Here is a 19,703-nt window from a genome sequence, read left to right as displayed (position 1 = left end):
CCATGAACGGTGTCATCGCCGGAATCTCCTACCGGGCGCTCCTCGGCCGCCGCCGGATCTGGCTGCTGATCATGCTGCCCCTGGTGCTGGTCGCGATGGCCGCGCTGCTGAGGTTCATCGGCGCCGCCGACGAGCGGACCGCGGTCACGCTCATGCAGACCTTCGCCATCGGCACCATGCTGCCGTTGCTCGGCCTGATCGCCGGGACCGGGGTGATCGCCCCCGAGATCGACGACGGCACGATCATCCACCTGCTGTCCAAGCCGATCTCCCGCCCGGTGATCGCGCGGACCAAGTTCGTGGTCGCCGCCTCGATGCTCGCCCTGTTCGCCGCCGTGCCGACCTTCGTCGCGGCCTACCTCCTGGTCAACCTCGAATCCGGCATCGCGTACGGCTTCGCGCTCGGCTCCCTCGTCGGCGGGATCGCGTACGCGGCGGTGTTCATGCTGCTGGGCGTGCTGACCCGGCACGCGGTCACGATCGGCATCGTCTACGCCCTCGTCTGGGAGGGCGTGGTCGGCAACTTCGTCCCCGGCGCCCGCAGGTTCTCCATCCAGCAGTGGGCCCAGACGATCGCCGACCAGCTGTCGTCCTCGGCGTTCTTCTCCACCGAGATCACCCTCGGCTTCGCCGTCCCCGCCCTCGCCGTCGTCACCGTCGGCGCGGTCATCTGGGCGGGCATACGCCTGCGAAGCTTCTCCCTCACCGGCGACGAGTAGGGACTCACGTGCGTCCCCCCTGGCCGGGGACGCGCGTGTACCGTTCGAATATGAAGCCGTACCTGCACGAGCTGCACCTCACGGAGTTCAAGACGTTTCGCGACGCGACACTCCCGCTGGGCGGCATGACGGCGCTCATCGGCCGCAACAGCAGCGGGAAGTCGAACGCGCTCGACGGGCTTGAGGTGCTCTCCCGGCTGGCGGCCGGTACGGACATCGTGGACGCGCTCGACAGCAGGCGCGGCGACGAGGGGCCCCTCCGGGGGGGCATCGAAGGATGTCCCCCGCACGGGACGGACCGGTTCAGCCTGGGCTGCACGGTCTTCTCTCACAGAAGCGGGCCGGGCGGTTATTGGATCATCCAGCTCTACGTCACGATTCAGGTCCGCCCCGAGCCGGAGATCGTCAGCGAAACGCTCTGGGGCATGTCAGGCCACAAACGATCCACGAAAAACCGGTTGGAGCGGTTCCGTCACACGCTGCTCGCGACCGAAGGCGCCTCGCCGGGGTCGGGCAGCATCGACGCCACCTGGTACAACGGCCGGCCCGGTCGCAGCCCTCGCGCCCCCTTCCGTTCCTCCCGGCTCCTGACCAGCCAGCTCGCCCTCCGGCTGGAGGGCAGGAACGAAAGGGAACGCGCCGTCCTCACGGCGGCCGAGGACATACTGGAGGCCCTGCGCGGCGTCTTCCATCTCGATCCTGTCCCTCACCTGATGAGGCAGTACGTTCCTGGCCGTGACACAAGGCTGCGCAGGACGGCGGAGAACCTCTCCGCCGTCATCGGGCACATGGCGACGCATGACACCGAGCGGTTCCAGCAGCTCCTCAACCGCGTGCAGGATCTCGTCGAGCACGAGGTGAGGGGGATCGAGGCCATTCGTTCGGATCTGAACGATGTGATGCTCGCCCTGCGGGAAGGGACCTCGATCACGCCCGCACGCGAGATGAGCGACGGCCTGCTGAGATTCACGGCCATCGCCACAACGCTGCTGCGGCAGGGACGCGATCTCGACCTGGGCGGGCGCGATACGAGTGATGACAGGAAATCGCCCATGCTGGTCATCGAGGAACTGGAGAACGGACTTCATCCCTCCCAGGCGACGCAGGTGCTCGACCTCGTGAAGCAGGCGACCGTGGACGACTCCGCCCGCGTGATCTTCACCACGCACAGCCCGGCCCTGCTCTCCGCATTGAGTTCCGAAAACCACGAGAACGTCGTGGTGTGTTCCCGGGATCGCGCCACAGGCCTGTCGAACCTCCGGACGCTTCCCGAGATCGACGGCTACCCTAGCCTGATGGCTCAGGGGGATCTCGGCACGATCGTCACCTCGGGCCTGCTGGAGCAGGAACCACCCCGAGAGCGTGACTTCAGCGAGTTCGACCGCCTGATGGGAATCGGCTGACGATGGTCCGCAGGGTCGAGTTCGTCGACACCTCGGTGCTCTGCAACATCCTCGACGTCCCCGGGAAGAACCAGGATCGGGAAAGCGTGCTGCGGGCACTGCGGGACGAGAAACGATCATGCGATCTCATCCTGCCCGTCACTGCGGTCATCGAGACCGGCAACCACATCGCCCAGCTCTCGGACGGCCGGCTCCGCAGGCAGCACGCCGGCAAGCTGTCCGATCTCCTCGGACTCGTCATCACCGGGCAGGCGCCGTGGGTGCTGCACACCGTCGAATGGGGCGAGGGTTTCCTGCGGTCACTCCTGTCGGGGGCGGGGACGGGAACGCCGTTCTCCGACCACATGATGGCCAAGCTCGGTCTGGGCGACCTCTGCATCCTCACCGAACGCGAGCTCTACCGAGCCAGGGTCAGCGGCGTGGACGTCGGCATCTGGACCCTGGACGCGCAGCTCCGATCGCATTCCTGAACCTCCGCGAGACCGTTCGAACGAGACACGGCCCGCACCTTCCGGTGCGGGCCGTGTCTCGTTCGAACACAAGCCGTTCGGACGCGGGCCGTTCAGACGCAGGCCGTACGGACGACCTCGGCCAGGCGGCCGGCCAGTTGCTCGGCCTGTTCCGCCGAGGCGGCCTCGACCATGACGCGGATCATCGGCTCGGTACCACTCGGCCGGATCAGCACGCGCCCGGTCTCCCCCAGCTCCGACTCCGCGGCGCTGACCGCGGCGGACAGCTCGGGGGCCGAGGCCTTGGACCGGTCGACGTCCTTCACGTTGACCAGGACCTGCGGCAGGCGGGTCATCACCGAGGCGAGCTCGGCCAGCGACTTCTTCTCCCGCGCCACGACCGCCAGCAGGTGCAGCGAGGTCAGCAGGCCGTCGCCGGTGGTGGCGTGGTCGAGCATCAGGACGTGGCCGGACTGCTCGCCGCCGAGGTTGTAACCCCCGGCCCTCATGGCCTCCAGGACGTAGCGGTCGCCGACGGCGGTCTCGACGACGTCGACACCGGCGTTCTTGAGCGCGATCTTGAAGCCCAGGTTGGACATGACCGTGGCCACCACGGTGTCGCCGACGAGTTTCCCCTCGGCGCGCATGGCCATGGCCAGCACCGCCATGATCTGGTCGCCGTCGACGATCTCACCGGTGTGCGAGACGGCCAGGCAGCGGTCCGCGTCACCGTCGTAGGCGATGCCCACGTCGGCGTTGCGGGAGATCACGATCTGCTGGAGCTTGTCCAGGTGGGTGGAGCCGACCCCCGCGTTGATGTTGAGACCGTCGGGGCGCGCCCCGATCGTCTCCACGGTGGCTCCGGCCCGCAGCAACGCCTCGGGAGCCACCATGTGGGCGGCGCCGTGGGCGCAGTCGAGGACCACGTTCAGGCCGTCGAGACGGCCGTTCACGGTGGACAGGACGTGGGACACGTAGCGGTCGGCCTCGCCGTACGCCTCGCGTACGCGGCCGACCGAGGCACCGACAGGACGCTCCCACTTCTCGCCGAGCCGCTGCTCGATCTCGTTCTCCACCGCGTCGGGCAGCTTGTAGCCGCCTCGGGTGAGGAACTTGATCCCGTTGTCGGGGGCGGGGTTGTGGGAGGCGGAGATCATCACGCCCATGTCGGCTCTGAGAGCCGTCGTCAGGTAAGCGACCGCCGGGGTGGGCAGCACGCCGAGCCGGAGAACGTCCACACCAGACGACGCGAGGCCGGCGACCACCGCGGCCTCCAGGAATTCTCCTGAAGCCCGGGGGTCCCGGCCCACGACGGCGACGGGACGGCCACGCCGCCCGACGCTGGTACTGAACGCCCCGGCATCGCCGAGGACATGAGCCGCGGCCACGGACAGGTCCATGGCGAGCTCGGCCGTGAGGTCGCGTCCGGCGACCCCACGTACCCCGTCGGTGCCGAAGAGGCGCCCCAACGCTTAACGCTTGCTGTACTGCGGAGCCTTGCGGGCCTTCTTGAGACCGTACTTCTTGCGCTCGGTGGCGCGGGCGTCACGGGTCAGGAAGCCGGCCTTCTTCAGCGGCGGGCGGTTGACCTCGACGTCCAGCGCGGTCAGCGCGCGGGACAGGCCCATGCGCAGGGCGCCGGCCTGGCCGGTCACGCCGCCGCCGTTGATGCGGGCGATGACGTCGAACTGGTCCTCGGCACCGAGCACCACGAAGGGCTCGTTGACGATCTGCTGGTGGACCTTGTTCGGGAAGTAGTTCTCAAGCGTACGACCGTTGATCGTCCACTTGCCGGTGCCCGGCACGATGCGCACGCGGGCCACGGATTCCTTGCGGCGGCCCGTACCGTACGAGTTGCCGGTGGTGATGGGCTTGCGGACGGCGACGTCGCCGCTGGCAGTGGACTCGGAGGTGTACTCGGAGGGGAACTCCTCCGCGGAGTACGCTTCCTGATCGGCCTCGATGGGCGTCTCGACACCGGTGGACTCAGCCACGGTTCTCCTCTAACTTTCCTACTCGGCGTCGGCCGTCGGCCAACGCTGCTGGCGACAAGCAGCTGGTGACTACTGGGCGATCTGGGTGAGCTCGAAAGACACCGGCTGCTGCGCCTGGTGCGGGTGCTCGGAACCGGCGTAGACCTTGAGCTTCTTGATCATCTTCCGGCCGAGGGCGTTCTTGGGCAGCATGCCCTTCACGGCCTTCTCGACGGCGCGGTCGGGACGCTTGTCCATGAGCTCGCCGTAGGTCATGGAGCGCAGACCGCCCGGGTAGCCCGAGTGGCGGTAGGCCTTCTTCTGCTCAAGCTTGTTACCGGTCAGCGCGACCTTGTCGGCGTTGATGACGATGACGAAGTCACCGGTGTCGACGTGGTTGGCGAAGGTCGGCTTGTGCTTACCGCGAAGCAGGATCGCGACGTGGCTGGCCAGCCGGCCAAGCACGATGTCGGTGGCGTCGATGATGTGCCACTGACGCTCGACTTCGGCAGGCTTGGGTGTGTACGTGCGCACGGTCGTATGCCTTCTTTGGTCGCGTCTTCGGCGCTGTCGGAGAGGACAGCAACATGGTCGGTAGGTGCGGGCACACGACAGCCCGGACCTTCCGTCTCCATGAACAGAGGAGATGACGCCGGACGCGCCGCGTATCGGTCCACAGAGAGGAGACCAATTCGCACACAACGAACTAGCAGGATACCGGCGCGAAGGAGTGCTTGCAAAACGACATGACTCTTCGCCGGTTCCCCTGGCAGTCTACCCGTCCCCCGGCGATGCCCGGAAACCGCCGCGCGCGGGGCGAGAGGATGGGGCGACGCCCCCGAGGGGCCCTCACCAGGGCCGAGACCGGGCGACGCGGCCTTTACCACGCTCCCCGGAGAAAGGCGCTGAGACTCCCCCGGAGAAGACACCGAGGCTCCTCCGTAGAAGAACGTCAAGACTCTCCCGGAGAAGACGCCGGACGACGATCTCGGGACGGCCGCGCCGGAACCTTCACGGAACGGTTCCAATATGTTCTCAGCATTCCCTTCTTCCTCACCGCAAACATCCCTATCTTTGATAGCGGTATGTGGCAGCTTCCTCACCCCGGGCATACCCAGCGAGCGCGCCTGCGCCGCATGGGGGTGTTCGTGTGCCTGCTGGCGGTCCTGCTCGTCGGTTTCATCATCGGCAGGGGCAGCCGCGACGAGAACGCCGCGGACCAGATCTACCTGAACGACACCGGCCCGGCCAGGCCCACACCCAGCGGCGCGCTGGCCGGACAGGCCGACCGCGCCCCGCTCGCCCGGGTCGCCCGTTCCTCCACCGCCCCCGACGCCCCCCAGGACCGGCGCCCGCGCCCCACCCCGAGCCCCGGCGCGTCGCTCGGCGGCTCCGGCGAGGACGGTCCCTCCCGCCTCCTCCTCAACGGCGACGGCGACGGCGCCACCTCCGCCCTCGGCGCGATGGAACGCGAGGTCGTACGGCTCGTCAACATCGAGCGCAAGCGGGCCGGGTGCGCGCCACTGCGCATCGACAGGCGGCTGACGACCTCGGCCAGGAGGCACTCGGCCGGGATGGCGGCGGCGGGAAACCTCTCCCACACCTCCGCCAACGGCACGTCCCCCTGGGAGCGGATGGAGGCCACCGGCTACCGCGACGGCGGCGCGGAGAACATCGGGCGCGGCTACACCTCCCCCGACGAGGCGGTGCGCAGCTGGATGGGGACCAGCGGCCACCGGCGCAACATCCTCAACTGCGAGCTCACGGCCACCGGGGTCGGGGCCGTCAAGGGGCCCGACGGGCCCTGGTGGACCCAGGACTTCGGATACACCTGAGCCAACCGGCTCCGATACCGAGCTACGCTCGGCGCATGGGTTTTCCCGTGGAGCCACCGCGTCGCCAGCCTTACAACCGGCCCGACGCGTCGCCGCCCGCGCAGGGCCAGCACTGGTTCGACGCCTCGCCGAACAAGCGCGCCCCCGAGTCCCCTCCGCAGGCCACCCAGCCCACCGGGCCACGGGGACGCCCCGCCGAACCGCCCAGGGAACGGCCCCGCCAGGAGATGTGGAGCCCGTACGACGAGGGGCCCCGCTCACGCCGCCCGATCTTCATCGCGGCCGGGGCGTTCGCCGCGCTGGTCGCCGCGGGCATCGGCCTGGCCGTGCTGGCCAACTCCGACCCCGCCCCGGTGCCCGGCGCGACGAGCCCCACCGCCGAGGCCCCCCTCGTGCCGCCCGCCAACACCGCGGAGGGCAAGTTCGGCTTCGCCTCCTCCCGCACCAGTGACCCGCACCTTCTCACCCTGAACGAGGTGTTCAAGCGCAAGAAGGTGAAGATCGGCGGGCAGACCTACCTGATGACCACGCGCAGGACCGACAAGAAGTGCGACAAGGCGGTGGTCGGGGAGAAGCTCCAGAAGGCCCTCACCGCGGCCAGGTGCAACCAGCTCCTGCGGGCCAGCTTCCGCGACGCCTCGGGGAAGATCATCGGCACCGTGGGAGTCGCCAACCTCAAGACGTCGGCGGGGGCGTCCAAGGTCGTCTCGGTCGGCTCCGGCAAGGAGCGGGAGGAATACCTCAAACCGCTGCCAGGTAAGGATAAGGTCACCAAACTTCTCGGCACCGGCGAGGCCTTCGTGGGCGAATGGCGCCACGGGCACTACGCGGTGATGGTCTGGTTCCAGTACAAGGACGGCCACCTGCCGAAGAAGACCGAGGTCAAGAAGCTGAACCAGGCGGCCTTCGGCACGGCGGACGCGACCGTCACCCCCGCGCTGGAGTCACGTTCGCTCACCGGAAAACGGCCTTGATCGTGAGGTCATACCAGCACTTCGAGGCATGAACCCGGCAGACGATACGGCCATACTCGCATGACGATCTCCGGCTGTCGCTAGGCTGCGTCGTATGCGTGGCCAGGAATCCGGGTCCGAGCACCAACGTGAAGCCGAGGGTTCGGCAGCACCGGCGACGCCGCCGCCGAGTTTCGGCCAGCCCTCGCCCCACGTGCTACGGACCGATCTCGCAGGTGACGAGCAGCCCCACAGTCCCTCCGCGTGGCCGGAGGCCGCCCCCGGGGCCGCTCAGCCATGGACGGTCCCCGGCGACGGGGCCCCCTACGACTGGTACGCCCAGCCGGAGGCCGACCCACCCGCCCCCTGGCCCGGCTCCTCGCCCTCCGCTCCCCGGCCGGAGCCGCTCCCGTATCCGGACCCCTCCGGCCCCCCGCAACACCGGTTCTCCCCTGATCTCCCCGCCCCCGCCGGGCCCGGGTTCCCGGGGAGCACCCCCTCCAAGGGGCCAGGCTCACGCCCGGGGTTCCCGCCCGGCCCCTTGGGAGGCGTCCCCTCCGGCCCCGCGCCCGGGTTCCCGGAAAGCTCCCGGCCGGAGCCGCCTTCCGAGCCCTCGGACCCGCGCCCCGGGTTCCCGCCCGGCCCTTCGGGAAGCGCCCCCTCCGAGGGGCCGCGCCCCGGATTCCCGGGAAACTCCCGGGCCGACCTGTCTTCCGACCCCTCGGACCCGCGCCCCGGAAGCACCCGGACCGACCTGCCCACCGACCCCTCGGGCCCGCGACCGGGTTTCCCGCCCGGCCCCCCGCCCCCTGCCTGGTCGGAGTTCTCCCGTCCCGACCCGGCCCCTCCGGCGTGGATCAACTCCCCCACGCCCCCGGAGCCCTCCCCTCCCGCCTGGCCCGCCCCGCCGGCGCCGGGCGAGTCCTCGGGTTCCTCCTGGCCCGGCACCGCCACCTCGGACGCGACCGCTCCCGCCTGGCCGCCCCCGCTCCCGTCCGACGCGACCTCTCCCGCCTGGCCGTCTCCCGCCGACCGGCCGTCGGCGCCCTGGCCCGGCCCCCCCGAGCCCGCCGACCCTTCCGGCCCATCCTGGCCGGGCGCTCCCGCCGCCTCGGACGCGACCTCCCCGGCCTGGCCGCCCCCGCTCAGGGACGACTCCTCCCCCGCCTGGCCGACGGACCCGTCCGCCCCCTCGCGGCCCGGCGGGATCGGCGAGGGCCGCGAGCAGGGCGGTTCCGCGCCGCGGGGCGACCAGCCGCTGTCCACCGCGCCCATCGTGCCGGGCGCACCGCCCTGGCAGCCGCCGCCCGCCTTCACGGCAGCGGCCGCGGGCATGCAGGTCTGGCCCTCGTCCGGTCAGGAGGCCCCCTGGCCCGCCGCGACCGGCGAGCCGGTGTGGACCGATCCCGAGGACGGCGCCGCCCGCCCGGGAGAGCCCGGCGACGTCGCCGTGTGGCCGCCGGACGCCGTTCCCCAGGAGCCGGGCGAGAGCGGCGGCGACACCACGGTCGACGTCCGCGCCACCGGATCAGCCGTGCCGGGACACCCGGAGCAGGGGGACCTCCTGGAGCCCGACCTCGGCCTCGCCCCCCGGCGGGACCCGCTCACCCAGCAGGCTCCCGCGCAGCCCTCACCACAGCAGCCCTCACCACAGCAGCCCTCACCACAGCAGGTCTCTCCGCAGCAGGCCCCCGCGCACTCACCGGCCGCCGCGCCGGACGAGCCCCTCCCCGCCACCCTGCCCGGCTCCGCCCCGGCGGACCGGCCCCCCGCACCCACACCGGTGGCCCAGCCCGCCGGCCGGCCGGAACCGGAGACGATCTCACCGGTGCCCGCGTCTCCCCTCGACATACCGCCCCGGACCGATCCCGGCCCCACGGCGGTGCAACCCTTTCCCGTCTCGGACGCGACCCCGCCGGGCGGCATCCCCGTCGTCACCGGCGTCGCCCCGCCGTTCCCGGTGCTCCCGCCCCCACCGACGGCCTCCGCCCCGGCGGGCGAGCCGACGGCGACGCGCGGGGCGTTCACCCCGATCTCGGCGTTCACCCCCGAGCCCCCGCCCCCTCCCCCCGCGCCGGCCCGCAGCAGGGCCGGTACGACGCTGATCGCGGCCGTGGTCGCGGTCGTGGTGGTCGGCATCGGCACCGGCGCCTTCTTCGCCTACCAGTCGTTCAGCGCCAAGCAGTCGGCGAACGCGACGGACCCGATCCCCAGTTCCGGCGCCCTCGACCCCACCGACGACCTGGACATCACCGGCGAGCCCGAGCCGATCAACACCACGATGCTCAACTCCGAGAAGACCGACCCGGGCACGATGACCGTGGCCGACGCCTTCGGCAAGAAGGTGTCCGTGGCCGGGACGACGTTCACCAGGGTCAAGACCGACGTCACCGAGCAGTGCCAGAAGGCCGCGTCCGGCAGGTTCGCCGGGACCCTGCGCACCCAGGAGTGCCGCCGGGTGCTGCGGGCGACGTACGTGGACAGCAAGCGGAGATACGCCGTGACCACGGGGATCGCCGTGCTGCCCAACCGCGAGTCCGCGGTCGCGGCCGACAAGGCCAAGAACCTCAGCAACAACCTGTGGTTCCGCGGCCTGCCCTCGGCCGCCGGCACGGGCGGCGAGCGGGTGCACATCGCGGGCGGCTACGCGGCCGGGATGGTGTGGGGCCGCTACATCGTGTTCAGCTACGCCACCTTCAGCGACGGCCACACGCCGACCGCCAAGGAGAAGGCCCTGGGCAAGGTCAGCGGCGCCTTCCGCGACCAGACCGCGAAGGTCGTGGAGCGGCGCGTCACGAGCTGAGCGTCCGCACCCGGCGGGTCTCCGCGGCCCGCCGGGCGAGCTCCTCGGCGCCGGGATAGCGCACCTCCTCCAGGCAGAGCCCGTGCGCGGGCGCGACGTGCACCCCCGAGTCCCGTACGGCCCTCGCCAGCACCCCTCCCGGCCAGTCGACCGGGAGCCGGCCCTCGCCGACGGGCAGCAGCGATCCGACGAGCGCCCGGACCATGGAGTGGCAGAACGCGTCGGCCGTCACCGTCGCGACGACGAGCCCGTCCGCGCGGACCCAGTCGAGCCGCTGGAGCTCGCGGATCGTGGTCGCGCCCTCGCGCTTCTTGCAGAACGCGGCGAAGTCGTGCTCGCCGAGGAGGGCGGCCGCGGCCGCGTTCAGCCTGTCCACGTCGAGGGGCCGGTTGTACCAGACGACCTCGCGGCGGCGGAGCGGGTCGACCCCGCCCGGGGCGTCGGAGATCCGGTAGGCGTACCGCCTCGACAGCGCCGAGAACCGCGCGTCGAAGCCCTCAGGAGCCACCGTGACGAGACGCACCCGCACATCGGGCGGCAGGACCCCGGCGAGCCTCCTGCGCATGGCAGAGAGCCTCTCGTCTAGCTCCCCCGCGGATCCGGGCTCCGGGCCCCCCGCTCCTCCCGCTCCCCCGCGGCGGTCGCGGCCGTCCAGCGCGCCGAGCGCGCCGGGGTCCAGGTCGACGTGGGCCACCTGGCCGCGGGCGTGCACGCCCGCGTCGGTCCGCCCGGCCACGGTCAGCGCCGGAGGCTCGGGGAGCCGCAGGATCCTGCCGAGCGCCTCCTCGATCTCCCCCTGGACCGTACGCCGGCCGGGCTGCTTGGCCCAGCCGGAGAAGTCGGTGCCGTCATAGGCGAGATCGAGTCTCAGCCGTACCACGATGGTTCCTCTCTGGAACTCTCACGGGCTCTCGGGAACTCCCGGGCCGTCCGGGAAGAGGCCGTCCGGGAGACGGAAAGGGCCCGGCGCCCCCCGTGCGGGAGGTGCCGGGCCCTTTCACGGGGCCTGAGGGATCAGGCGTTGTCCTTCTTGGCCTCGGTCTCCTCGGCGGGAGCCTCGGTCGTCTCCTCGGAGGCCTTCGTCTCCTCGGTGGTCTCGGCCTTGGCCTCGTCGGCCTTGGTCTCCTCGACCTCGGCCTCCTTGGCCTCCTCCGCCTTGGGCGCGGTGGCCTGGGCGGCGGCCGGGGTCTTGCCGACCTTGACCGCGTTCAGCGGCTCGGACACCAGCTCGATCACGGCCATGGGGGCGGCGTCGCCCTTGCGGAGACCGATCTTGGTGATCCGGGTGTAGCCACCGGGACGCTCGGCGAAGGTCGGGGCGATCTCGGTGAAGAGGTGGTGGACGACGCTCTTGTCCTTGACGATCGTCAGCACCTGGCGACGGTTGTGCATGTCGCCCTTCTTCGCCTTGGTGATCAGCTTCTCCGCCACCGGACGCAGACGCTTCGCCTTGGCCTCGGTGGTCTTGATCCGGCCGTGCTGGAACAGCTGGGTGGCGAGGTTCGCCAGGATCAGCCGCTCGTGGGCCGGGCTGCCGCCGAGACGGGCACCCTTGGTGGGCCTAGGCATAACGTTCTCCTTGGGAGTAAACCCGCCCCGGCCGTACGAGGTACCGGGGTCGGGCCGGGAGCCGGAGGGCTCCCGTCATCGTGAAACTCGGTGACACCCGGGGCGACGAGGAGTCACCCGGTGCCGCGGGACGCCGTGAGGCGTCCCGGAACTCAGTACTGCTCGGTCTCGACGTAGGCGCTGTCGTCGTCGTCGTAGCCGCCGCCGGCCACCGCGCTCGGGTCGAACCCGGGCGGGGAGTCCTTGAGCGCGAGCGTCATCTCGTGCAGCTTCTGCTTGACCTCTTCGATGGACTTCGCACCGAAGTTCCTTATGTCGAGGAGGTCCTGCTCGCTGCGGGCCACGAGCTCACCCACGGTGTGGATGCCCTCGCGCTTGAGGCAGTTGTAGGAGCGGACCGTGAGGTTCAGCTCCTCGATCGGCAGCGCCAGGTCGGCGGCGAGGGCCGCGTCCGTCGGCGACGGGCCGATGTCGATGCCCTCGGCCTCGACGTTCAGCTCGCGGGCGAGGCCGAACAGCTCGACGAGGGTCTTGCCGGCGGAGGCCACCGCGTCGCGGGGCTTCATGCACGGCTTGGTCTCGACGTCCAGGATCAGACGGTCGAAGTCGGTGCGCTGCTCGACTCGGGTCGCCTCGACCTTGTAGGTGACCTTGAGCACCGGCGAGTAGATGGAGTCGATCGGGATGCGGCCGATCTCCTGGCCCGGCTGCTTGTTCTGCGCGGCGGAGACGTAGCCGCGACCGCGCTCGACGGTCAGCTCCATCTCCAGCTTCGCCTTGCCGTTCAGGGTGGCGATGCGCAGCTCGGGGTTGTGCACCTCGACACCGGCCGGGGGCGCGATGTCGGCGGCGGTGACGTCACCGGGGCCCTGCTTGCGCAGGTACATCACCACGGGCTCGTCGTGCTCGGAGGAGACCACCAGGTCCTTGAGGTTCAGGATGATGTCGGTGACATCCTCCTTGACGCCCGGCACGGTGGTGAACTCGTGCAGCACGCCTTCGATGCGGATGCTGGTCACGGCCGCGCCCGGGATGGACGACAGCAGCGTGCGGCGCAGCGAGTTGCCGATGGTGTAGCCGAAACCCGGCTCCAGCGGCTCGATGATGAACTTGGACCGGGTCTCCTCGAGGGACTCCTCGAGGAGGGAGGGACGCTGAGCGATCAGCATGTGTGAATCTCCCTTGCATGGCGGCGCCCGCTATTTGACGCCGCTCGAACAACAGCATAGGTGCCGTACGGCAAAGCCGTACGGCACCCGGTGAGCCGCTACTTGGAGTAGAGCTCGACGATCAACTGCTCCTGGACCTGGGTGTCGATCTGCTGACGGACCGGGAGCTGGTGGACCAGGACGCGCAGCGCGTCCGGGACGACGCCCAGCCACGCCGGGTACGTCTTGTCACCGGCGGTGGCGCGGGCCACCTCGTAGGGCAGGAGGTTGCGCGACTTCTCGCGGACCTCGACGATGTCGTGCTCGCGCACGCGGTACGACGGGATGTCGACCTTCTTGCCGTTCACCAGGATGTGGCCGTGACGGACCTGCTGGCGGGCGGCGTCGCGCGACTCCGCGAAACCGGCGCGGTAGACCACGTTGTCGAGACGGCTCTCCAGGATCTGGAGGAGGTTCTCGCCGGTCTTGCCGGTCTTGCGGTTGGCTTCCTCGTAGTAGTTGTGGAACTGCTTCTCGAGGACGCCGTAGATGCGGCGGGTCTTCTGCTTCTCACGAAGCTGGAGCTGGTACTCAGACTCCTTGGGACGGCCGCGGCCGTGCTCACCCGGCGGGTAAGGACGGATCTCGATGGGGCACTTCGCGGACTCGCACTTCTTGCCCTTGAGGAAGAGCTTGGTCTTCTCCCGGCGGCAGAGCTTGCAGTCCGCACCCGTGTAACGAGCCATTTTCTATCTTCTCCTGGGCGTCAGACGCGACGGCGCTTGGGCGGACGGCAGCCGTTGTGCGGCACGGGGGTGACGTCCTGGATGGACCCGACCTCGAGGCCGGTCGCCTGCAGCGACCGGATCGCGGTCTCACGGCCGGAGCCGGGGCCCTTGACGAAGACGTCGACCTTGCGCATGCCGTGCTCCATGGCGCGGCGGGCGGCGTTCTCCGCGGCCATCTGCGCGGCGAACGGGGTGGACTTGCGAGAGCCCTTGAACCCGACGTGGCCGGCGCTGGCCCAGGAGATCACGTTCCCACTCGGGTCGGTGATCGAGACGATCGTGTTGTTGAACGTGCTCTTGATGTGGGCGTGCCCGTGAGCGACGTTCTTCTTTTCCTTGCGGCGCACCTTCTTGGGTGCACCCTGGCGGCTCTTAGGAGGCATTCTTTGCCTTCACTCCTGAGGTCTTCGGTCCTGCGGCTACGCGGACTACTTCTTACCGGGCTTCTTCTTGCCGGCCACGGTCTTCTTCTTGCCCTTACGGGTGCGTGCGTTGGTCTGCGTGCGCTGACCGTGCACGGGAAGGCCACGGCGGTGCCGAATGCCCTGGTAGCACTGAATCTCGATCTTGCGACGGATGTCGGCCTGAACTTCGCGACGGAGGTCACCCTCGATCTTGTAGTTCGCCTCGATGTAGTCGCGCAGCGGCACCAGCTCTTCGTCGGTCAGCTGGTGAACCCGCAGGTCGCCGTTGACGCCGGTGGCCTTGAGGGTTTCGAGCGCACGAGTGCGGCCGATCCCGAAAATGTAGGTGAGAGCGATCTCCAGCCGCTTGTCGCGGGGGAGGTCTACACCAACCAGGCGAGCCATGGTCGGGCATTCTCCTTCGTTGTGGCGGAGGTCCTGCGCCTCACTTCCCCTCCCCATGCCCGGGGTGAGGGCCCCGGCCTCCGACCGGGGGTCTCCTGCGGGGTACGGCGTGAGCCGCCGGCGCAGGTGTGAAGCACGATTACATGAAAGCCCCACATGGATCGAGTCCGCCTCTTAGGAGCGGACTCTCGCGGGGGCCTTTTTTGGAGCGACTAGCCCTGACGCTGCTTGTGGCGCAGGTTGTCGCAGATCACCATGACGCGACCGTGCCGGCGAATCACCTTGCACTTGTCACAGATCTTCTTGACGCTCGGCTTGACCTTCATAGTCCTATTCGTCCCTCAGACGCGCTTACTTGTATCGGTAGACGATCCGCCCACGACTGAGGTCGTAGGGGCTCAGTTCGACGACAACCCTGTCGTCAGGAAGGATCCGGATGTAGTGCATCCGCATCCGCCCGCTGATGTGGGCCAGGACCTTATGGCCGTTGTCGAGTTGCACCCGGAACATCGCGTTCGGGAGCGACTCAACCACAGTGCCCTCGATCTCGATGGCGCCGTCTTTCTTGGCCATGTCCCTCGCGTTTCACTGATCGGTCGTCTGAGGCTTCGGAACACTAAGCAGCCGCGACCCAGCGCTTCGATGAGAGCGGCGGTTGCGACACCGCCGATGCGCAATGGTCATAGTGAACCGAAGAAGGAGTGTACGGCACCGGGCGAGGAAATGCGAAACACACGGCCGGTACCTTGACACAACCGCTACAAAGGATACCGCAGATCCCGAGCGGGACGGACGGCACGGCTCGACGTGTGAGAACCCGCGGCCCCATTGTGGCACGTCCGACCAGGTCAGGCCAGCACCCCGGCTCCCGCTCCGGCTCCCGGCCCTCTCGCCGGGACTCCGTCCGGGTGGCAGCCCCCGCCGGCGCCACCCGGGCGATCGACCCGCGCCCACCCCTCACGAGAAAGCCCCCGGCACGGGAAAGCCCTCCGGCGACCCGGCGCCGGAGGGCTTGCTCGGCCAACCTTATCGATCATCGTTCCTTGATCGAACTTTCTGGACCGGCACTTCTCGACAGACACTCCTTGATCAACACCCCTCGGCCGGCGTCACGTCGAAGGGCCCCCGCCCTCACCCGATGACCCCGACCTCTCGGACCGTCTCCCCGCAAGGCGTACGGAATCCTCAGAAACGGAGTCCTCAGAAGGCGTCGCCCCAGCGGCCGCAGTCGTCGAACTTGTTGCCGCCCTCGCAGACGCGGATCTTGAAGTCGTCGAAGCCGCTGCTCTTCTTGAACCCGCCGAACTTGCTGAAGCCGGAGTGGCCGAAGGTGCTGAACACCTTGCTGTGCGAGCCGAACCTGTCGTGCCACTTGAACCACACGTAGCTGCGCTGGCGGTCACGGTCGCGGTCGAACAGGTCGCCGTAGAACCAGTAGCGGCCGCCGCTGCTGGTCCAGTAGCCCTTGAAGTAGGAGCGCTTGCCGAAGCCCTCGCCACCGCCGAAGCCCGAGTAGTACGGACCGAAGAAGTGCTTGCTCGACGCCTGGGTCTCCTGGGCCGCGACGGCGGACCCGGCCGGGGCCTGCGAGGCGGAGGCCATCGCCGAGGGGGCGGCGACCACGCCCGCGGCGAGCGAACCTGCCAGCGCCGCTCCGACCAGGGCTGTGCGGATCTTGCTCATCGAATCTTCCTCCTGTGAACCGGGGTCCGGCTGTCCGGACACCGCTCACGTTAGGAAGATTCAACGGGCTCTTCTGCGGAGGAATGCACACTCAACGCCCAGCGTGCACTATTACCGCTTCCTGTCCTTCCCCAGGCCCGCGCCGATCGTCGCCACCAGCAACACCACGCCCCATGGCCCCATCACCCACAGGGGCCATGGGTACGGGAAGTCGCCGGTTATCCCGATGATGAGCCAGATCATCCAGTTGATGCCGCTGGCCGTCGCCCAGACGGACCAGGCGGCCGCCAGGCCCTTCTCCTGCGAACTCTTCCCGCCACCCGGCTTGACGCGCTCAGGGGCGCGGGAGGGGGCCTCCGGGAGCCGTCGCAGGTCGACGTCGGGAAGGTCGGAGGTGAGGACGGCCAGCTCGCCGTACGTCTTGCTGGTGTAGAGCTGTTCGAGCCGCTCGTCGAACTCCTCCGTGGTCAGGCGGCCCTGGGCGTAATGCTCCCTCAGGACCGAAGCGACCTTGTCACGATCTCCGTCGGAGGCACGCATCTCCGGACCAGCCGCCATGTCAACCACATCCGCTCGCCGGCGGGCTCGCGTCAGCCCGCGTCTCCCAACAGGTCGGCAAGCCGCTCTTTCCCCCCGTCAAGGGCGGTCAATACCCAAGGTCCATTATGTGTCACGGCGACGCTGTGTTCGAAGTGCGCGGAGACCTTCCCGTCGATCGTGACCACGGTCCAGTCGTCGGCCAGCACCTTGGTCCTGTCCGTCCCCAGGTTGACCATGGGCTCGACGGCGAAGCACATGCCCGCCTCGAACTTCGGGCCCCGGCCGGGCTTGCCGTGGTTGGCCACCCACGGGTCCATGTGCATCTCGGTGCCGATGCCGTGGCCGCCGTACTCCTGAGGGATGCCGTAGCGCCCCTGGGAGCGGACGTACTTCTCCACCTCGTGGCCGATGTCGGACAGGTGGCGGCCCACGGTGAGCGCGGCGATGCCGCGCCACATGGCCTCCTCGGTGACCCTCATCAGCTCGGTCAGCTTGGGGTCCACCTCGCCGATCGGGACCGTGACGGCCGAGTCGCCGTGCCAGCCGTCCAGGATGGCGCCGCAGTCGATCGAGATGATGTCGCCCTCCCGCAGCGGGCGGCGGTCGCTCGGGATGCCGTGGACGACCTCGTGGTTGACCGAGGCGCAGATCGTCGCGGGAAAGCCCTGGTAGCCCTTGAAGGAGGGGATCGCCCCCTCGGCCCTGATCGCCTTCTCCGCGATCGCGTCCAGGTCCAAGGGCGTCATGCCCGGCTCGACGCTCTCCCGCAGCAGCTGCAGGGTACGGCCGACCACGAGACCCGCCGCCCGCATCTTGTCCACCTGCTCGGGCGTCTTCATCTGGATTCCATGCTTGTTCTTCTTGAACACGTGCACACCCCCTGGGGTGGTTCAACGGGCGGTCCGGGAGCCCAATTCCCCCGATTCTGCCCTAAATGACAGCACGCCACCCATGAGAAAACCCATGGATGGCGTGCTCGGTGCTGTCGCTCAGCTAGCCGATGAAGGGGTTCAGGGCCTCCATCGCGCGCTGGGTCACCTCTTCGACCGGACCGGTGGCGTCGACCCCGACCAGGATCCCCTCGTCGGCGTAGAAGGAGACCAGAGGAGCGGTCTGCTCCTGGTAGACCTCCAGGCGGTGCCTGACGGTCGCCTCCTTGTCGTCGTCCCGCTGGTACAGCCGGCCGTCGCAGGCGTCGCAGACGTCGTCCTTCTTGTCGTCGAAGTCGACGTGCCAGATGCGGCCGCACTGGCTGCAGGTCCGGCGGCCCGCGAGCCTGCGGACGACCTCCTCGTCGTCGACCACGAGCTCCAGGACGATGTCCAGACCGACCTCGAACTCAGCGAGGATCTTCTTCAGGATCTCGGCCTGGGGCACGTTCCTGGGGAAGCCGTCGAGCAGGAAACCGTCCTGCGCGTCGTTCTCGGCGAGACGGTCGCGGACCATCGCGATGGTGACCTCGTCGGGCACGAGGTCGCCGCGGTCCATGTATTCCTTGGCAAGCTTGCCTAGCTCCGTGCCGCCCGAGACATTGGCGCGGAAGATGTCACCTGTCGAAATCTTCGGGATCGACAGGTTCGATGCGACGAACTGGGCCTGTGTCCCCTTACCCGCTCCGGGGGGCCCGACCAGGACGAGGCGCACTACTTCAGGAAGCCTTCATAGTTGCGCTGCTGCAGCTGGCTCTCGATCTGCTTCACGGTGTCAAGGCCGACACCAACCATGATCAGAATGCTCGTCCCTCCGAACGGGAAGTTCTGACTCGCGCCGACGAGCGCCAGCGCGACGATCGGCACCATGGAGATCAGGCCCAGATACAGCGCGCCGGGAGCGGTGAGTCGCATGAGCACGTAGTTCAAGTACTCGGCCGTCGGGCGACCCGGGCGGATACCCGGGATGAACCCACCGTACTTCTTCATGTTGTCGGCGACTTCAATGGGGTTGAAGGTAATCGACACGTAGAAGTACGTGAAGAAGACGATCATCAGGAAGAACGTGATCATGTACGTCGGGGTGGTCCCGCCGCCGCCGAACTCCTGGGAGATCCACTGGATGATCGGGTGCGGCTCCTCCTGGGTGTTCGTGAAGAGCGTCGTGATCAGCTGCGGGAGGTAGAGCAGCGAGGAGGCGAAGATGACCGGGATGATGCCGGCCTGGTTGACCTTCAGCGGGATGTAGGTCGACGTCCCGCCGTACATCCTGCGGCCGACCATGCGCTTGGCGTACTGCACCGGGATCCGGCGCTGTGCCTGCTCCACCATCACGACCAGGGCGATCATCGCGATACCGACGACGATGACCACGGCGAAGACGAAGCCGCCCTTCTGGCGGGCGATGTTCAGCAGCTCGGACGGGAAGACCGCGATGACCTGCGTGAAGATCAGGATGGACATGCCGTTGCCGATGCCGCGGTCGGTGATCAGCTCGCCCAGCCACATGACGACGGCGGTACCGGCGGTCATGGTCAGCACCATCGTGACGATGGCGAAGACGTTGTCCTTGTCGAGGAGGATCTCCTCGCGGCACTGCGGGAACAGCTGGCCGCTGCGGGCCAGGGCCACGAAGGCGGTCGACTGCAGGACCGCCAGGCCGACCGTCAGGTAACGGGTGTACTGCGTGATCTTCGTCTGTCCGGCCTGCCCCTCCTTCTTGAGGGCTTCCAGGCGCGGGATGACCACGACGAGCAGCTGAAGAATGATGCTCGCGGTGATGTACGGCATGATGCCGAGGGCGAAAACTGAAAGTTTCAGAAGGGCGCCGCCGCTGAACAGCTGCACCATTCCGTAGATGTTGCCCGCGTCCCCCGCCTGCGCCTGGGTGAGACAACGGCTGATGTTCTCGGTATGCACACCCGGAGTCGGAAGGACCGACCCAAGTCGGAACAGCGCGATGATGCCCAAAGTGAAGAGCAACTTCTTACGCAGGTCCGGCGTACGGAACGCTCGGGTAAATGCGGTCAGCACGGTCCCTCCTGCGCGCCTGAAAGGCGAGGTCGGTCAGCGATGGTGCGGGGGTGTTCCATCTTTGCCAT

The 19,703-nt window shown here is 68.8% G+C and carries 22 protein-coding genes; 6 read left to right on the top strand and 16 right to left on the bottom strand.

The genetic code is table 11. The annotated features are described in order from the left end of the window. Positions 1-2 precede the first annotated feature (2 nt). The 3 genes from ACFYWM_RS21770 to ACFYWM_RS21760 are packed head-to-tail and all read left to right on the top strand — an operon-like array spanning position 3 to position 2,592. Positions 3-719 carry an ABC transporter permease gene (locus ACFYWM_RS21770; RefSeq protein WP_389917255.1) on the top strand — a complete coding sequence of 239 codons (717 nt, stop codon included), beginning with the start codon at positions 3-5 and terminating at the stop codon, positions 717-719. Between the two features lie 50 nt (positions 720-769). Next, positions 770-2,122: an AAA family ATPase gene (locus ACFYWM_RS21765; RefSeq protein ID WP_389917254.1), complete on the top strand. Its 1,353-nt coding sequence runs from the start codon at positions 770-772 to the stop codon at positions 2,120-2,122. 2 nt (positions 2,123-2,124) lie between these two features. Next, positions 2,125-2,592, top strand: coding sequence for a hypothetical protein (locus tag ACFYWM_RS21760; protein WP_389917253.1), 468 nt, complete (start codon positions 2,125-2,127; stop codon positions 2,590-2,592). Positions 2,593-2,684: 92 nt separating this feature from the next. Here ACFYWM_RS21760 and glmM read toward each other — a convergent pair whose 3' ends face one another. From glmM to rplM, 3 genes are all read right to left on the bottom strand, one after another. Then, positions 2,685-4,040, bottom strand: a complete 1,356-nt coding sequence (glmM, locus tag ACFYWM_RS21755) for a phosphoglucosamine mutase (protein ID WP_389917252.1) — start codon at positions 4,038-4,040, stop codon at positions 2,685-2,687. A gap of 3 nt (positions 4,041-4,043) precedes the next feature. Next, positions 4,044-4,565 (bottom strand): 30S ribosomal protein S9, encoded by a 522-nt coding sequence (gene rpsI / locus ACFYWM_RS21750; protein ID WP_389917251.1) that lies wholly within the window; start codon positions 4,563-4,565, stop codon positions 4,044-4,046. 69 nt (positions 4,566-4,634) lie between these two features. Beyond that, positions 4,635-5,078, bottom strand: coding sequence for a 50S ribosomal protein L13 (gene rplM / locus ACFYWM_RS21745; RefSeq protein ID WP_344746717.1), 444 nt, complete (start codon positions 5,076-5,078; stop codon positions 4,635-4,637). 551 nt (positions 5,079-5,629) lie between these two features. Between rplM and ACFYWM_RS21740 the strand changes: the two genes are divergently transcribed. The 3 genes from ACFYWM_RS21740 (at position 5,630) to ACFYWM_RS21730 (ending at position 10,135) form a co-directional block, all read left to right on the top strand. Next, on the top strand, positions 5,630-6,379 hold the full coding sequence (locus tag ACFYWM_RS21740; protein ID WP_389917250.1) for a CAP domain-containing protein: 750 nt from the start codon (positions 5,630-5,632) through the stop codon (positions 6,377-6,379). Positions 6,380-6,414: 35 nt separating this feature from the next. After that, on the top strand, positions 6,415-7,353 hold the full coding sequence (locus ACFYWM_RS21735) for a hypothetical protein (RefSeq protein WP_389917249.1): 939 nt from the start codon (positions 6,415-6,417) through the stop codon (positions 7,351-7,353). A 520-nt stretch (positions 7,354-7,873) separates the two neighbouring features. Continuing rightward, positions 7,874-10,135 (top strand): hypothetical protein, encoded by a 2,262-nt coding sequence (locus ACFYWM_RS21730; protein WP_389917248.1) that lies wholly within the window; start codon positions 7,874-7,876, stop codon positions 10,133-10,135. Here the strand turns inward: ACFYWM_RS21730 and truA are convergent. The 13 genes from truA to secY all read right to left on the bottom strand — a co-directional run bounded on the left by truA (position 10,125) and on the right by secY (position 19,635). After that, the gene (gene truA, locus ACFYWM_RS21725; RefSeq protein ID WP_389917247.1) at positions 10,125-11,015 is read right to left on the bottom strand and encodes a tRNA pseudouridine(38-40) synthase TruA; all 891 of its coding nucleotides are present in this window, start codon (positions 11,013-11,015) and stop codon (positions 10,125-10,127) included. The genes ACFYWM_RS21730 and truA overlap by 11 nt on opposite strands. A 134-nt stretch (positions 11,016-11,149) precedes the next feature. Further along, positions 11,150-11,704, bottom strand: a complete 555-nt coding sequence (gene rplQ, locus ACFYWM_RS21720) for a 50S ribosomal protein L17 (protein ID WP_389917246.1) — start codon at positions 11,702-11,704, stop codon at positions 11,150-11,152. A gap of 152 nt (positions 11,705-11,856) precedes the next feature. Next, positions 11,857-12,873, bottom strand: coding sequence for a DNA-directed RNA polymerase subunit alpha (locus tag ACFYWM_RS21715; RefSeq protein WP_089210160.1), 1,017 nt, complete (start codon positions 12,871-12,873; stop codon positions 11,857-11,859). A 98-nt stretch (positions 12,874-12,971) separates the two neighbouring features. Further along, a complete protein-coding gene (rpsD, locus tag ACFYWM_RS21710; RefSeq protein WP_030912875.1) occupies positions 12,972-13,598 on the bottom strand; it encodes a 30S ribosomal protein S4 in 627 nt (208 codons plus the stop codon). Positions 13,599-13,618: 20 nt separating this feature from the next. Next, positions 13,619-14,023, bottom strand: coding sequence for a 30S ribosomal protein S11 (gene rpsK, locus ACFYWM_RS21705; RefSeq protein WP_012887860.1), 405 nt, complete (start codon positions 14,021-14,023; stop codon positions 13,619-13,621). Positions 14,024-14,068: 45 nt separating this feature from the next. Beyond that, positions 14,069-14,449, bottom strand: coding sequence for a 30S ribosomal protein S13 (gene rpsM, locus ACFYWM_RS21700; protein WP_012887859.1), 381 nt, complete (start codon positions 14,447-14,449; stop codon positions 14,069-14,071). A gap of 212 nt (positions 14,450-14,661) precedes the next feature. Further along, positions 14,662-14,775: a 50S ribosomal protein L36 gene (gene rpmJ / locus ACFYWM_RS21695; RefSeq protein ID WP_003956441.1), complete on the bottom strand. Its 114-nt coding sequence runs from the start codon at positions 14,773-14,775 to the stop codon at positions 14,662-14,664. A 25-nt stretch (positions 14,776-14,800) separates the two neighbouring features. Next, complete coding sequence (gene infA, locus ACFYWM_RS21690; protein WP_012887858.1) at positions 14,801-15,022, bottom strand: translation initiation factor IF-1; 222 nt, start codon at positions 15,020-15,022, stop codon at positions 14,801-14,803. Positions 15,023-15,649: 627 nt separating this feature from the next. Next, positions 15,650-16,132, bottom strand: a complete 483-nt coding sequence (locus ACFYWM_RS21685) for a hypothetical protein (RefSeq protein ID WP_389917245.1) — start codon at positions 16,130-16,132, stop codon at positions 15,650-15,652. Between the two features lie 111 nt (positions 16,133-16,243). Then, on the bottom strand, positions 16,244-16,690 hold the full coding sequence (locus tag ACFYWM_RS21680; protein WP_389917244.1) for a DUF1707 domain-containing protein: 447 nt from the start codon (positions 16,688-16,690) through the stop codon (positions 16,244-16,246). A gap of 32 nt (positions 16,691-16,722) precedes the next feature. Then, positions 16,723-17,541 (bottom strand): type I methionyl aminopeptidase, encoded by an 819-nt coding sequence (gene map, locus ACFYWM_RS21675; RefSeq protein ID WP_389917243.1) that lies wholly within the window; start codon positions 17,539-17,541, stop codon positions 16,723-16,725. A 124-nt stretch (positions 17,542-17,665) separates the two neighbouring features. Next, entirely contained in the window at positions 17,666-18,316 is a 651-nt protein-coding gene (locus tag ACFYWM_RS21670) for an adenylate kinase (RefSeq protein ID WP_389917242.1), read from the bottom strand. Further along, positions 18,316-19,635: a preprotein translocase subunit SecY gene (gene secY, locus ACFYWM_RS21665; protein WP_389917241.1), complete on the bottom strand. Its 1,320-nt coding sequence runs from the start codon at positions 19,633-19,635 to the stop codon at positions 18,316-18,318. The genes ACFYWM_RS21670 and secY overlap by 1 nt, the downstream gene beginning before the upstream one ends. Positions 19,636-19,703 lie beyond the last annotated feature (68 nt).

The sequence above is a fragment of the Streptosporangium sp. NPDC002721 genome, assembly GCF_042888905.1.
GTDB lineage: Bacteria > Actinomycetota > Actinomycetes > Streptosporangiales > Streptosporangiaceae > Streptosporangium.
This window is presented reverse-complemented; position numbering and strand designations above follow the sequence as displayed.